At 62.6% G+C, this 14,196-nt stretch carries 11 protein-coding genes; 1 reads left to right on the plus strand and 10 read right to left on the minus strand.

The window, feature by feature from the left end; genetic code table 11:
* Window positions 1-53 precede the first annotated feature (53 nt).
* The 7 genes from AC1TPF_RS07605 to AC1TPF_RS07635 form a co-directional block, all read right to left on the minus strand.
* Window positions 54-1,130: a hypothetical protein gene (locus tag AC1TPF_RS07605; RefSeq protein WP_482143321.1), complete on the minus strand. Its 1,077-nt coding sequence runs from the start codon at window positions 1,128-1,130 to the stop codon at window positions 54-56.
* On the minus strand, window positions 1,127-2,332 hold the full coding sequence (locus AC1TPF_RS07610) for a sensor histidine kinase (protein ID WP_482143322.1): 1,206 nt from the start codon (window positions 2,330-2,332) through the stop codon (window positions 1,127-1,129). Before AC1TPF_RS07610 ends, AC1TPF_RS07605 begins: the two co-directional genes overlap by 4 nt.
* A complete protein-coding gene (locus tag AC1TPF_RS07615) occupies window positions 2,329-2,991 on the minus strand; it encodes a response regulator transcription factor (RefSeq protein ID WP_482137257.1) in 663 nt (220 codons plus the stop codon). Before AC1TPF_RS07615 ends, AC1TPF_RS07610 begins: the two co-directional genes overlap by 4 nt.
* Window positions 2,992-3,608: 617 nt before the next feature.
* Complete coding sequence (gene menE / locus AC1TPF_RS07620) at window positions 3,609-4,760, minus strand: o-succinylbenzoate--CoA ligase (protein WP_482143323.1); 1,152 nt, start codon at window positions 4,758-4,760, stop codon at window positions 3,609-3,611.
* Entirely contained in the window at window positions 4,753-5,103 is a 351-nt protein-coding gene (locus AC1TPF_RS07625; protein WP_482135724.1) for a DUF3349 domain-containing protein, read from the minus strand. Before AC1TPF_RS07625 ends, menE begins: the two co-directional genes overlap by 8 nt.
* Before the next feature lie 100 nt (window positions 5,104-5,203).
* A complete protein-coding gene (locus AC1TPF_RS07630) occupies window positions 5,204-5,485 on the minus strand; it encodes a hypothetical protein (RefSeq protein WP_482135723.1) in 282 nt (93 codons plus the stop codon).
* A 4-nt stretch (window positions 5,486-5,489) separates the two neighbouring features.
* Window positions 5,490-6,815, minus strand: coding sequence for an inorganic phosphate transporter (locus tag AC1TPF_RS07635; protein ID WP_482143324.1), 1,326 nt, complete (start codon window positions 6,813-6,815; stop codon window positions 5,490-5,492).
* Window positions 6,816-7,029: 214 nt separating this feature from the next.
* Here AC1TPF_RS07635 and AC1TPF_RS07640 point away from each other — a divergent pair, with 214 nt between their 5' ends.
* The gene (locus AC1TPF_RS07640) at window positions 7,030-8,082 is read left to right on the plus strand and encodes an LLM class F420-dependent oxidoreductase (protein ID WP_482143326.1); all 1,053 of its coding nucleotides are present in this window, start codon (window positions 7,030-7,032) and stop codon (window positions 8,080-8,082) included.
* Window positions 8,083-8,157: 75 nt separating this feature from the next.
* Here AC1TPF_RS07640 and AC1TPF_RS07645 read toward each other — a convergent pair whose 3' ends face one another.
* The 3 genes from AC1TPF_RS07645 to AC1TPF_RS07655 form a co-directional block, all read right to left on the minus strand.
* Window positions 8,158-9,087, minus strand: a complete 930-nt coding sequence (locus tag AC1TPF_RS07645) for a hypothetical protein (protein WP_482143327.1) — start codon at window positions 9,085-9,087, stop codon at window positions 8,158-8,160.
* 158 nt (window positions 9,088-9,245) lie between these two features.
* Entirely contained in the window at window positions 9,246-11,120 is a 1,875-nt protein-coding gene (locus AC1TPF_RS07650; RefSeq protein ID WP_482143329.1) for an ABC transporter ATP-binding protein, read from the minus strand.
* Window positions 11,117-12,862 (minus strand): ABC transporter ATP-binding protein, encoded by a 1,746-nt coding sequence (locus tag AC1TPF_RS07655; protein WP_482143330.1) that lies wholly within the window; start codon window positions 12,860-12,862, stop codon window positions 11,117-11,119. The genes AC1TPF_RS07650 and AC1TPF_RS07655 overlap by 4 nt, the downstream gene beginning before the upstream one ends.
* Window positions 12,863-14,196 lie beyond the last annotated feature (1,334 nt).

Raw genomic sequence — 14,196 nt, forward strand, 5'->3', positions numbered from 1 at the left:
GTAGTCGCCAAAGGATGTGCCACCAGCGCTGGGGCCATCATTGCCTGAGCTAACTAAGTCGTTTGTGACTGCTCCGGGAGATGATGTGCGCGACTGTCTTTCGCGATGCGGCCGACGGCGTCGATCTCGATCCGGGTGGTTCCGGCCTCGCCGTGTTGATAGATGGTCGCCACGTTGGTGCGTCCCGGCGGCATGATCCGGGCCCGTACTTCGCCTTCGTTGGCGCTCTGCAAGGCCGCTGTGACCTCGCGTCGCACGGTTGTCTTGAGCAGTTCGGACGCGCCGGCCAGTCCGCCGTCATCGATCAGCATCACCTCGACGCCCCGGGCGCGGGCAGCGCGGGCCGCCGCGGTCGTTTCGGGGCTGGCGAGTGCGGGTGCGCGGAGCTGGTCGCGCAGGTGGGCCTCGAGCAACTCACACGCTTGGCGTTCGGCGTCGGTCAACGGCACCCCGGTGGCTATTCGCGCAAGCGCCGGTTGCGCGAGTTCGCCGAGTTCGGCGAGCCGGGTGTGCCGCTCCTGGAGGGCAGCGGCGATGGCCGAGGCTCGCGCTGCGCGCTGCGCCCCGGCAGTGCGAAGCGAGAGGACGGACTCGGTCGTCGACCGGAGCGCGCGGGCGATCAGTGTCACCGCCAGAAGTCCTCCCGCGTTGTACAGCGGTATGTGTGCGCCCTCCCAGATGCCCTGGTCGGTTGTGGCGGACCAGACGGCATGAACTACGACCGAGGCCGCGACGCTGATCCAGGACAGGACATACCGTCCGCGGATGCACATGAAGATGTAGATGAGCGTCGCGTACCCCGACACCCACACCTGATTTCCGATGGCCAGCGGTACCGGAACGACGGACAGCAGGATTGCGCCGGCCAGCGGTGGGGCAGAGGCGATCGCGATGGCGGCGCCCAACGGCAATGGATCGTGCGGCACGGTGATCAGTGCGATCGTGGCCGCGGCGATGATCCCGACCACCAGCAGCACCGGCCAGCGCAGGGACACGCCGTCGAGACTCTGGGATGCCCCGAAGCACACCGCGACCACCACCAGGCCGACCATCGCGCAGGTCACCGGGGTTCGTAGGCCCAAGATGTCGCGGACATCCTCGGGGTCGACGCGTGGTACCGGGTGGGTCATGACCTGATCCATCGCAGCCTGACCTTGGTACCCCGGCCGGGTGCGGAAATCACTTCGGCGCTACCTCCGGTCAGGTTCTCCATGCGTCCATGGATGCTTCCGGACACGCCGAGTCGGTCGGGACGGACGTTGTTCAGATCGAAACCTGCGCCGTCGTCGGCCACCTCCATGTACAGCTCGCTTTCGGTCACGGTGATGTCCATCGATCGCGTCGCCCGGGGCCCTGCATGCTGGACGCTGTTGCGCGCCGCCTCCGCCGCGGCTTCGACGATCGTGCCGACCACCGGCCCGGGAATTGGCTCATCGCGAGCCCGCGTAGAGATGTCCGTGCGCACAGAGGCGGTTCCGTCGACCTCGGTGACGGTGAGAATGAACTTGCGAACCGCGTCGTCGACGTCGAGTGGACGTACGTCGGTCTCGCCGATGGCCTTGAGGGCCTCGAGTTTCGACAGCGTGCTCGTCGCCTGCGACACGAGCTCGGCGGACATCGGATGCCGAGCGGCGCTCAGCAGTGTCGACATCACCCGGTCGTGGGTCAAGGCGTCGAAACGGGCACGCTCGTCGGCTCGCGCAACTATCGCTGCGGCATCTGCCGCCGCCTGGGCGGACTGCACCCGGGTTGTATCGAGGACGCGCCCGGACCGAAGTGCGGCGACTGCAATCGCGTAGGGGATCGCGGTCAGACAGATGCTCCAGGCGATGTCGGTGGGCACCGCGGTGTGGTACCTGGGCGTGTGGACGGCACTGTTGACGAATTGGACCGAGACCACCACATAGACCAGATAGGGCAGCGACCACCGCACTCGCCAGACCACGGCGGCGGTGACCGCGGCAAACCCGTTGAACTGGGTGAACCACATTCCGTAGTTGGCGTCGATGAGCTCGCCGTTCCACACCAGCGGCCACGTCGCGATCGCAAGCCCATAGCCAACGACCAGGGCCCTGCCTGACCATCGCACCCAGGTCACATCGGCCCTATGGAATGACACCAGGAACATCGCGAGGGCGACGCCGTAGATCGCCAGCACCGCAGCGATGGTCCACCAGACCGGGACCACATCCGTGGAACGAACGATGGCGCCGAACAAGAAGGCAAAGCTCAGCAGGTAGGCGACACCGAGATAGCGACAGAACTGGCGAAAGATGTTGTCGGCGGAGCTTCCGAAATCAGATGTCGTCAGCGAGGTGACGGGCTTCTTCAACGGCGGAACAATCTGGGGATCGGCAGCCAGCCGTCTTCCAGTGCGCGCTTGTAGAGGTCGGTTTTGGTCGGTGCGGGCCTGCCTGCGTCGGCGTATTTGCGCCGGATCCTGGAGAGATAGGCGTTGACGGTCTCGATCGACAGTCCCGTGATCGACGCGACCCGCGCCGCGGGCTCGCCGGAGGCGTACAACTCGAGTACTTCACGCTGACGGGGGCTGAGGTCGACCGTGGCCAGGTCGGGGTCGGCGTCGATGGCAGCCGCCCAATCCATGGTCGCCACCGTTTGTCCCTGGGCAGCGAGCCGGATGGCCTCCACCAGCTCTTTGTTGCGGGCAGACTTGCGCATCACACCGGCAACCCCGGCAGAGATGGCCGACCGGACCAGATCGGGATAATCCGCGGTGGTGAAGACCAGGACGTTGATGTTGTGGGCGTGCAGTTGCTCGGCATTGACCTGGGGACTGGAACCGTCTTCGAGACGCAGATCGAGCACAACGACATCGAGATCTGTGGATGCGGCCAGCAAATCCTTGACGGTGGCCGCCCCCGCGACAAACGTCATTCCGTCCGCTTCTTCGATGATTGTTTGCAGACCTTTGAGTTGCGACTCGAAATCTTCGACGACACCTATCCTGTAGTCGCGCCCTGAATCGCTGATGCTCACCTATCCCCCGGACCTTCCCCGATCCCGTACACAACTGTTTTGTGTAGAGGACCCTTCGTTCATTCCCAGCTTCGGCACAAGACTTTCTGCACAGCTCCCGGCTGCTACTCGGCCGAAATTCTGGGTGACGGAGTAACTTTACCCATCGCAACCCCGAATGAAACATCGGCCATGTACTCGGTGGTGGTTGAGGAGTCGGTAGAACAGATTCCTTCGTCGTTTTGTCCTGATGACCTGCTCCCGCATCACAGCAGCTTGTTCGGCGGTGACGGCAATGCGAATCAAACCGCACCCGCCGTCGAATGGGGCGAGGGCCTCACCGATGACCGCCGAATCATTGTTTGCGTGAGCGGCTCTCATGGCGTGGCCGAACGTGGCGGTGGACGGGATGAGTAGATCGCCAGGCGTGATCGGACCGCTGCTGTCATCGACCTTGCAGTACGCCGTCGACCGAACGACCGCTCTTCGGGTGAGGCTGATGGAAGTCATGTCAACGGCCTTTCGGTTCTGACGAGTGCTTGATGACAGCCTGCTTTGTGTGGGGTGTGCAGGTCTCGGGTAGTCGACTACCCGATATTTCGCATTCCTATACCCGGACCGGGCGACCGAGGCTATCGGCGCAGGAGTGCGCGCAACGCCGCGCGATCGATCTTGCCAGGGCCCCGCTTGGGAAGTTCGTCGACGACATGTACTTCGCGCGGTACCGCGGTTCGATCAAGCTGTTGGGCGGCAAAGGCTTTCACAGATTCTGGATTGATCTGAGCGCCCCGTGCGGCGACAACCGCGGCGACCACCTTCTCGCCGAGACGGTCGTCGGGCAATCCGAGTACAGCGCACTCGCTGATTGCCGGATCGGCCAGCAGTACGGCCTCTACCACCTGCGGAACGATGGTCAGACCGCCCGTGGTGATCGCCTCATCTGCCCGGCCGATGATGGTGAGCAAGCCATGCTCGTCGACCCGGCCCAGATCGTCGGTCCGGAACCATCCGGGCTCGGCGAACGCCGGGTGGTCGGGTAGCCCGCGGTAGCCCGCCGCAATCATCGGGCCGCGCAGGATGACCCGGCCTTCAGGTGTGCCGTCGATGCGGGTCTCGACCCCGCGTAGGGGCGTGCCGTCGTAGACGCAACCGCCACAGGTCTCGCTCATGCCGTAGGTCTGGACGATGGGTATGCCTGCTTCGATTGCCCTGCGGCGCAAAGGCGCCGGGGTTGCCGCACCGCCGACGAGTACCGCGTCGACCTCGCCAAGGGCGGCGGTCGCGGCCCGGTGTTCCAGGACTTTCACCAATTGGGTTGGCACCAGCGAGGTGTAGCGCCTCGTCGACGTCATCGAGGCGATCGCGTCCACCAGTGCGTCAGCGTCGAAGCCGGTCGACACGTCCATGGTGACCGGGGCGAATCCGGACCGGATGGATCGGAGGAGCACCTGCAGTCCCGCGATGTGATGCGGGGGCAGGGCAAGCAGCCACCCGCCTTCGCCGCCGAGATGTTCGTGAGTGGCGTCAATGGATGCGATCAGTGACCCCGCGGAATGCATTGCACCCTTAGGTGTTCCGGTGGTGCCGGACGTCGCGACCACCAGAGCGACATCGGGGTCGATGGGCTCTCCGGCACCCAGCGCAGTGCACAGCCGGGCGGTTTCGGTGGGGTCGGCGGCCGGGACCGGCAGGTAGCTTGCCGACCCCGCCAACAGATCGGTCAGCGCTCCGATATCGGGTGTGGCCGATAGCGGCAGGGGTTGCAGAACCCGCGGTTCACTCACCGGTTTCGGAATTGCCGGCCGGGTCGGTCAGGGGGTTGGGATCGAACGGCCAGCCCTTGGACTCGAGGTGCTTGCGGATACGTTCCACATCGGCTTCGAGGGGCAGCTCGTCGGTGATCTTGGTGATGAGGACCCCGGCGTCGATGGAGGTGATCGGCCCAGGCCGTTTGTCGGCGATCTGGCCGCTACCGATCAGCTCGCGGGAGACCGACGTGACCTCTTCTTCGGACAGTTGCCTGCGAAGCAGTGCGAACAGGGGTACGTAGTCGCTGGACGGGACACCATTGGGATAACCCTCGCGAAGCCAACTGACAACTCTGGTGAGAAATTGCGGCCGATCCATTTTCGCCTCCTTCGCAACTCGAGGCGGTCCCCGGCAGCCTCTTCCAGACTGCCCGGGCTCACCCGATTTTACTGATCTCGATCACCAACACCCGATCTGATCAGCTCTCTACAAACGGAAACAGGTTGATGCCGAAGTAGTAGTCGATTGTCCCGCGTGTGATCCACAGGATGCCGACCAGAATGACCGCTGCGATGATCGCGAACAGAAAGTATGCGATCCCCTTCAGCAGCGGATTCGATGGTGTCAGCGTCCCGTCGGTCTGCACCTCGCTCGATCCGGCGGCGTAGAGACGGATACCGATCGCGTAGACGGCGGGCAACCCGGCGCCGAGGACGAGGCCGACAACAAGAACCCTGAGGATCGATTCGAAGGTTCCCATCGCCTCAGACCCCTTCCTTCTGGCTGAACGGTCCGGGGGAAGCGGCTGCATGTGCGTCGTCGATGATCGCCACCGGGATGTTCGCCTGCTTCTGGGCGGTGACGGCCGCGTCGCCGGATTCCGCGACCGCGAGCTCGGCCGGGATCACACTGTCGGTGGTCTCGTCCCAATCGGCGTTGACGTTGTGGCTGTCGACCTTCTGCTGTTGTGCGCGCCAGTACATGTAGCCGCACGCGACGACGAGGATCGCGAAGATGACGATCGCACCTGCCGCGCCACCGGTCATGTTGGCGATCGCGAACGACACCGCGCCCATCAGCCCGGCCGCCGGAAGCGTGAAGATCCAGGCCGTGGCCATCCGTCCGGCAACCGACCAGCGCACCGAGGCGCCCTTCTTGCCGATGCCGGAGCCGAGGATCGATCCGGTGGCCACCTGCGTGGTCGACAGCGCCATACCGGCGGCACTCGACGTCAGGATGATGGCTGCCGATGATGCCTCGGCCGCCATGCCCTGCGGCGATTCGATCTCGACGAGACCCTTGCCCAGGGTGCGGATGATGCGCCAGCCGCCGAGGTAGGTGCCCAGCGCGATGGCGGTGGCACAGCTGAACACGATCCAGAACGGCAGACCATGCTCCACGCTCGAGGCGTCGAGGTGTCCGCCTGCGATCATCGCCATGGCGATCACACCCATGGTCTTCTGGGCGTCACCGGTGCCATGGGCGAGCGCGACCAGCGATGCGGTCGCAACCTGGCCGACCCGGAATCCCTGCGCCTTTTTGCTGTCGGCGACCGTCTTGGTGAGCTTGTAGATGAGGTAGGTACCGCTGGCGGCCACGATGCACGCGATGACCGGAGCCAGCAGGCCCGGGATGAGGATCTTCTTGGTCAGACCCTCCCAATTGACCCCGGACGAGCCGAGCGCGGCGATGCCTGCGCCGATCAAACCGCCGAACAGTGCGTGGGAAGAGCTGGAGGGAAGTCCGAACAGCCATGTGAAGACGTTCCACAGGATGCCGCCGACGAGGCCGGCGAAGATGATGAGCATGGCCTTCTGGGCGTCGAGGCCACCGATCAGATCACCGGTATCGTCACCGCTGGTCTGCTGGATCTTCAGCACATCCTTGGTGATCGTGGCAGCGACCTCGACCGAGAGGAACGCGCCGACCAGGTTCAGGATGGCGGCGATTGTCACCGCGGTCTTGGGTTTGAGAGCACCAGTTGCGATGGACGTTGCCATCGCGTTTCCTGTGTCATGAAAGCCGTTGGTGAAGTCGAATCCAAGTGCGGTGATGACGAGCAGCACGAGGATCAACATTTCTGCGCTCATGCTGAATATTCTGCGGTCGAGCGGGCCGAATTTCCTAAACGGTCATCTGTTAGAAACCCGACTTGACCAGCAGTTAGGTTCGCTCCACAAATATGTTCATTCATTGTTCATCTTCGGACTACTCGCGGGGGCGTGACAGATGCTCGTTCAGGGTGATGTGACACACTTTTCGAAACCTGTCTCGTAGATCTGCGCGGCCCTTGGGAGGACATATATGAAGATCGGTATGGGCATCAACTACTCGGGAGATTTTGCCGAGACGATCAACAATCTGGTCGACTTCGAAAAGGTTGGGCTTGATCGGATCACGGTCCCGGAAGCGTATAGCTTCGACGCGGTCAGTCAGCTCGGTTTCATCGCAGCCAAGACCACGACTCTGGAACTCGCCACCGGCATCTTGCCGATGTACACGCGGACGCCGACCAACCTCGCAATGACCGCCGCCGGCCTCGACTACATCTCGAACGGCCGCTTCGTGATGGGCATCGGCGCATCCGGACCGCAGGTCATCGAGGGTTTCCACGGCGTGAAGTACGACGCCCCGGTCGGCCGCGCGCGCGAGACCGCCGAGATCTGCCGGATGGTCTGGCGTCGTGAACGGACCGTGTACAACGGCAAGTACTACAAACTGCCCTTCTCCAAGGAAGACGGCGGCACCGGACTGGGCAAGCCGCTCAAGATCATCAACCATCCCGTGCGCGAACGAATCCCGATGCTGCTCGCGGCCATCGGCCCCAAGAACGTGGAGCTCGCGGCCGAGTTGTTCGAGGAATGGCAGCCCATCTTCCTGCATCCCGAGCACCTGACCTCGGTTTTCGGTGAGTCGCTGGCCAAGGGCAATGCCAAGCGCGACCCCGCACTCGGCAAGCTGGGGGTCTCGGCCACCGTCACCGCGTTGATCACCGACGACAAAGAAGAGCAGAAGAACGCTCTCGAACTGGTCAAACACCACTCCGCGCTGTACATCGGCGGCATGGGTGCCCGTGGCAAGAACTTCTACAACGACCTCGCCGTCCGCTACGGATACGCCGATGCCGCCAAGAAGGTCCAGGACCTCTACCTCGATGGAAAGAAGGCCGAAGCGGCCGCAGCGATCCCGGACGAGCTCGCTTCCGGTATGTCGCTGATCGGTCCGGTGAGCTACGTCAAAGAGCGTCTCGCCGCATTCGACGAGGCAGGCCTGAGCATGCTGCTCGTCGGCTCACCGGCCCCGACTCACGAGGCTCGCGTCGACCAGATCCGTCAACTCAAAGAACTCACCAGCTGATCTGATTGCCGCTCAGTTTCCTCACGCTCGCGAGGTCTGCAGGCCGCGCGAGCGTGAGAACGGTGAGCGAGAAGGTCAACGTAGTCCTGCGCGGACCAACGCGTGGCGCAGAATCGCCGGCAGGGTGCCGTTGACGAGGTCGGCCCATACCCATCGGACCACCTCTATTCCCATCCGGCGCAGGCGATCTTCTCGGATCTTCTCGGCGATGACCACGTCGGTGGCAGTCTGACCGGGCTTCATCGATCCACCACCGTATTTCATCAGGCCGTCGAACTCGCCGACGAGCCGTCCGTCCCAGTCGAAGTCGGTGCGGGCGACGAATCTTCCGTCCGCAGAGTAGAAACGGTGCTGCAGGCGGGGCGCGGGAATGTCGGGGCACGCAAGCATCTGGGCGCGACTCCACGACTCGCCGACGCTCTCCGACAAGGGATCCGCACAGGCGAGAGCGCGCCGGGCGCCTCCGACACCGCGTTTACCGCGTCGGCCGTCGATCAAAGTGGTGAGCTGCTCGCGGTCGGCGTCGAGCCGCAGTGCGCCGTCGAATGCGGCCAAACCCTGCGCGAACGTTCCCGCCTGAGCGGTATCGACAGCAGTACGTTCGATTGTGGTAACCGCCAGGCCATCGGCTTCGGTGAGGTCGCCGGGCAGTAATAGTCCCGAGTGCACGTGCCGTCGGGGTTCGATACGTCCTCCACCGTCGCGCCCGTTGGTCAGATGCACTCTGTCGTACGAAGATTGCAGCAACGGCAGGCGATGTAGCAGGGCGGCGGATTGGTGCGAAACAGGCATGGCCTCGCCGCAACTGCGTACCGCGGCGACGACACGCAGGCGCGCCAGCCCGTCCGGCGTGAATCGGTGAACGGTCGATACGTACACACCCGGCCAGATGCGGCGCAGTTGTCCGCTGTGTACTGCGCGCTTGATCTCCTGGTCGCTATGCCCCTGCGCTGTTGCCGTCGAGCGCCAGATCAGGCCATCGTTGTCCTCGGTGAAATCCCCCATGCGATGATCATGGGGATCTGCTTCGACGGACGCTGGGTGGGTGAGCCCAGTTCCGCTCGACCTGTGGATGAGCCTGGAAAATGGGGACAACTGCCCTTGCTCACTGTTCTCACTCACGCTCGCTCTGCAGGCCGAGCGAGCGTGAGAACAGCGAGCGGCTACTCGAACTGGGATTTGTACATGATGGCGTAGCGACCTTCTTGGTTGAGGAGTTCGGCGTGGGTGCCCTGTTCGGTCACCACGCCGTGCTCGACGACGGCAATGCTGTCCGCTTCGCGGATGGTCGAGAGCCGATGTGCGACAACGATTGTGGTGGTCCGATCCTGGAGGGTCTCCAATGCGCGGGCGATGAGGAGTTCGGTGCGGGAGTCGACGGCGCTGGTGGCCTCGTCGAGGACCAGGATCCGCGGCTCGGCGATCATCGCGCGGGCGATGGTGATGAGCTGGAGTTGACCCTCACTCAGCGTGGTGCCGCCATCGCCGATGACGGTGTCGTATCCGCCTGGAAGGGCGTCGACGAACTGCGCGACGTGGCTGTCGCGGGCTGCTTGTTCGATGGCAGCGCGGGTGGCGGAGGGGCGGCCGAATGCGATGTTGTCGGCGATGGTTCCGGTGAAAACCCAGCGGTCCTGGGTGACAATGGCGGATTGGTTGCGAACGAATGACCGTGGCGTCTCCTCGAGCGGGCGGTCATTGAGCTTCACCGACCCTGACGACGGATCATAGAGGCGTAGAACAAGATTGGTGAGGGTCGTCTTTCCCGCTCCGGTCGGTCCCACGATCGCAACCGTGGATCCGGCGTCGATGTGGAGTGAGAGGTCTTCGATGACGTCGACCGTCCGGTTCTCATCGTCCGATGACTTGCGATACCCGAACCGCACCGTGTCGAAATCGATTGCCGGAGGTTCGGTATGGCGGCCGACGTGTTCTGGCATCACTTCGTCGACTGCGGGTACATCCTCGGTGGGTTCTTCGAGCAGCGACCGCACTCGACCCAGCGACACCAACCCCGACTGGAGTTGACTCATCATGGCGGTCAGGTCGTTGATGGGTTGACTGAACATGCGTGAAAACGAGACGAAGGCCTGAACCTGTCCGACATTGAGCGAACCCGCAAGGACCTGGAACGCTCCGACCACCGCTACGGTGAGATAGCTCAGTGTTGTGATCGCCTGCAGCACCGGGAGAATCGAGCCGGAATAGGATTGTGCGCTGCGTGACGATCGCGCCAGTCCGTCGGTGATCCCTTCGAAGTCTTCACGTGCCCGTTCCTGCGCCCCGTAGACCCGCAGAGTGTGAAGCTGCGCATAGCTCTCGTCGATGTGCGTGGTCAGGTTGGTGGTGGCCTCCCACTGGTCCTGGAAGTGGGGCCTGGCCCGTTTCGCGATCAGTACGCCGAACGTGACGATGAGTGGAATGGACGCCAGCACAACTAAACTCAGTTGCCACGAGATGATCGGCATCACCACCAGCAACGCGACCATTGTCAGTACGGCCCCCGGCAACTTCACGAACAGCGGGCTGAACACTGATGAGACGTTGTCGATGTCGGAGGTGACCTTGGTCAGCATCTGTCCGCGTGTGGCGGTGTCGAAGTAGGCGACCGGCAGCCGATGGATGTGCGCCTCGATGTCGGCCCGCATCCGATTCATCGCGCGCTGTGTGATGCCGTTGACCGTCGATGCCTGGACCCAATTGCCCAGGGAGCCGATCGCATACACGACGACGAGTACAGCGAGCAGTTTCCACACGGTATCGAAGGCGATACCCACGCCCGGCACCGCATCGGCCCCCTGGACGACGTCGGCGTAGTCGCCTTGACCATCGGAACGTAGTTGGGCGACGGCTTCGTCGGTGGTCAGACCGTCCGGAAGCGTCATACCGATTGCGCCGGAGAAGATCTGATTGATGATGCCGGCCAGGATCAGCGGGGCCGCGATGAGTGTCACGACATTGGTGAACGCGACCAGACCCACGATGATCAACTTCCCTCGCTCGTGGGCGAGCCTGGCCAACAGCCACTTCAGGTTCATCGCAGTGCCGCCTGTGAGTCGAGGATCTCGCGGTACACCGAGCTCTCGGCGGTCAGTTCGTCGTGGGTCCCTTGAGCCTCGATACGACCGTCCGTCAAGACGACGATCGTGTCCGCGCCGCGCGCCGACGACACGCGTTGCGCGGTCAAGATGATGACTGCATCCGCAAGCTCCTGTCGGAGGCGATGTTTCACGATGCTCTCGATCTCGGGGTCCAGTGCAGAGAAGGGGTCATCGAGCAACAGCAAGCGCGGTTTGGCGACGATGGCTTGTGCGAGCGCCAGACGTTGGCGCTGGCCGCCGGAGAAGTTCTTGCCGGCGTGCTGCACCCGCTGGTCGAGGCCGTCTTCGTGTGAGAACACGAAGTCGATCGCGCAGGCGACCTCCAGAGCCGACCGTAGATCGTCGTCGCTCGCTTCCGGATTGCCCAGACGCAGATTCGATTCGAGAGTGCCCGACAGCAGGGAAGGCACCTGGGACACGTAGGAAATGTCTTCATAGAGCTCAGATCGATGACGCTCGCGTACGTCGATGTCATCGATCAAGATCTGCCCGGAGGTGACGTCGCTGAACCGAGAGATGAGCCCGAGCAGTGTGCTCTTACCGTCCCCGGTTCCCCCCAGCACTGCGGTGAGGGTGCCAGGTTGGCATTCGAGGCTGATGTCGCTCAGGACTGCATGCTGCGCACCGGGGTAGCGGAAACCGACATCCTCGAGTTTGACGTGTCCCGTCCGGGAGACCGGGAGACGGCCGGCGATCGGATCTTTCACCGACGGCTCTGTGCCGAGCACGTCATGGATTCGGCGAGCGCTCACCTTCGCCCTGGGGAGCAGTGCAACCATGGCGGCGCCGATGGAGAGACCGATGACGATCTGCGTGAGATATCCGACGAATGCGATGATCCCGCCGACCTGCATCGAATTGTTGTCGACCAGGATGGCTCCGACACCGATCACCGCGGCGGCGCCGATGTTGGCGATCAGGATGATGCTGGGCAACAGCAAGGCCTGCAGCGAGCCGATACTCCACGCGGTCTTCGTCAGATCGGTGTTGGCCGTCGCGAAGCGTGAGGTCTCGAGGTCTTCGCGGCCGAACGACCGGATGACGCGGATGCCGGTGAGCTGCTCGCGGAGCACTCGTCCGACCCGGTCCACAGACATCTGCAATTTCTCGTAGTGCGGGATCAGTTTGCGCACGATGACGACCACCATCGCTGTGAGCGCCGCGGCGACGAGCACGATCAGAGGCGCCAGCCGGTAGTTCTCACTCAAGGCCATCACGGTGCCACCGATCACCAGGATCGGGGCGGTGGCGAGGATGGTCATCACGATGAAGACCATCATCTGTAGCTGGTTGATGTCGTTGGTGCTGCGGGTGATGAGGGACGGGATTCCGAACCGGTGGAGGTCGGTGTCGGCGAAACTCTGGACCCGCGCGTAGGTCTGGTTGCGGATGTCGCGACCGATGCCGGTCGAAATATATGAACCCAGGATCGTAGCCAGTACGGACACGCAGAGGTTCATGAATGCGAGTGCGAGCATGGCGCCACCGATGGCGCGGATCGCGTCCATGTCGGCTTGGGCGATGCCTTCATCGATGAGGCGGCCGTTGAGATTGGGCAGCAACAGTGTTGTTCCTGCAGCAGTCACCTGCAGAAGTAGTAGTAGAAGAAGGGGACCACGGAATGCGCGCACATGCGGCTTCAATACCGTCGTCAGGGCTCTGTCCGATTTTTTCGTCATAGGCACCACACGTCCCTGGGACCCGGCCGAGCGGAGCAGGGAACTATGCAAGCGAGCTCATACTCGATGAGGTCATTGAATTCCTGTTCGACGTCTATTCTTACGGCGGATCAAATTCACCTGGACAATGAACTTTGGTGACAATGCCATTCGCGCAGCAGTTTATCGCCTTTCGTCAGAAAGGTGCATTGGCGCCGGCCGGCCGAGAGGAACTCAGAATTTCTGATATTGCCCATCGCACGTCCCTGAGGTGCCATCAGAGCACCTCAGGGACGTGCAATCGAACCTTTCCCGCTGCGGCTCTAGGCCGCGCTACCGCTGAGGAGTCCGGTGATGATGCCGCCGAGGAATTCGAGCAGCATGGGGAACAGTTCTGTGATGTCCTGCGTTGAACCGAGCATGGTTTCTCCCTATGTTGTGATTACTTACTGCGACCCGTTGGCTTAGGTAACGCTTCTTGATCCCCGACCAGGCGAGTCGTGATCAGATTGACACATTCAGATTGATCGCAAGGACTTTTTGAAAAAGCCGCTGAATGAATTCCCAACTGCGCCCAATGAATTCGAATCTCCTTCTTTAGCGGAACAAAACCTCATCCCAATTGGATGATCGTCAAGTTCATTGAAAAGCTGTGCGACGGAGAATATCTGGAGCTCTGCGCTCAAAAGTCCGATTTTTGCTGGCGAAGACCTCTGGGTCGCAGCATCAGTGACCGCTGAAGGCGTCCACATTTGATTCGTTCGGATGACATCTCTCCAAATGTCTATCGTCCAAATAGAATTCGTAATCGCGAACGACGGGCATTGATGGTGGCGGCGGGCGTTGATCGCGGTTCGGAGAAGTTGCCGCGCTGGTGTGCTGCCAGAGGGTCGGCCTGCTTGCCGTCCTGCTGAACCCGGGGGCTGCCCCGTCACCGTTACCGACTCGAGATCGTGTGTCCGAAATGAGCGGTTTCGGGTGGCGACCGTCCGGATCCGCTCCTGACCACGTTGTTCGCCGGGTGTGTGCAGACTTTCCTTGACGAATCGTTGCGGCCTGGTCTTGCGGTTGAACAGCGGTGTCACTGATTCAATCAATTTACTGATGGAGAATCGGCGTGCTGAGGAGCGGGGATACGCTGTCTCGCGGCGATAATCCCATGCTGGCAAACGGAATATCGCTGCGAATTGGCTGGAGGTAATCGACGCGACGGTCTTGTCGATATCGACGGACCTCAATTATCCATGCGACGTCTAGCCGCTGAGGGTCTCACGGAGATTCGCCGACCACACGATTGAGTGGTGCTCCCAGGGGTTGGCTGCCGACGTGTCGGAAAGCGAACCCCCGGGGTCCCC

The organism is Williamsia sp. Y853 (assembly GCF_056786495.1).

Bases quoted from the DNA above. Each gene is read 5' to 3' on its own strand.
- AC1TPF_RS07625 (WP_482135724.1), bottom strand. From the start codon at position 5,103: ATGGATCGGCCGCAATTTCTCACCAGAGTTGTCAGTTGGCTTCGCGAG.
- AC1TPF_RS07655 (WP_482143330.1), bottom strand. From the start codon at position 12,862: ATGACGAAAAAATCGGACAGAGCCCTGACGACGGTATTGAAGCCGCAT.
- AC1TPF_RS07630 (WP_482135723.1), bottom strand. From the start codon at position 5,485: ATGGGAACCTTCGAATCGATCCTCAGGGTTCTTGTTGTCGGCCTCGTC.
- AC1TPF_RS07650 (WP_482143329.1), bottom strand. From the start codon at position 11,120: ATGAACCTGAAGTGGCTGTTGGCCAGGCTCGCCCACGAGCGAGGGAAG.
- AC1TPF_RS07635 (WP_482143324.1), bottom strand. From the start codon at position 6,815: ATGAGCGCAGAAATGTTGATCCTCGTGCTGCTCGTCATCACCGCACTT.
- AC1TPF_RS07645 (WP_482143327.1), bottom strand. From the start codon at position 9,087: ATGGGGGATTTCACCGAGGACAACGATGGCCTGATCTGGCGCTCGACG.
- AC1TPF_RS07640 (WP_482143326.1), top strand. From the start codon at position 7,030: ATGAAGATCGGTATGGGCATCAACTACTCGGGAGATTTTGCCGAGACG.
- AC1TPF_RS07605 (WP_482143321.1), bottom strand. From the start codon at position 1,130: ATGACCCACCCGGTACCACGCGTCGACCCCGAGGATGTCCGCGACATC.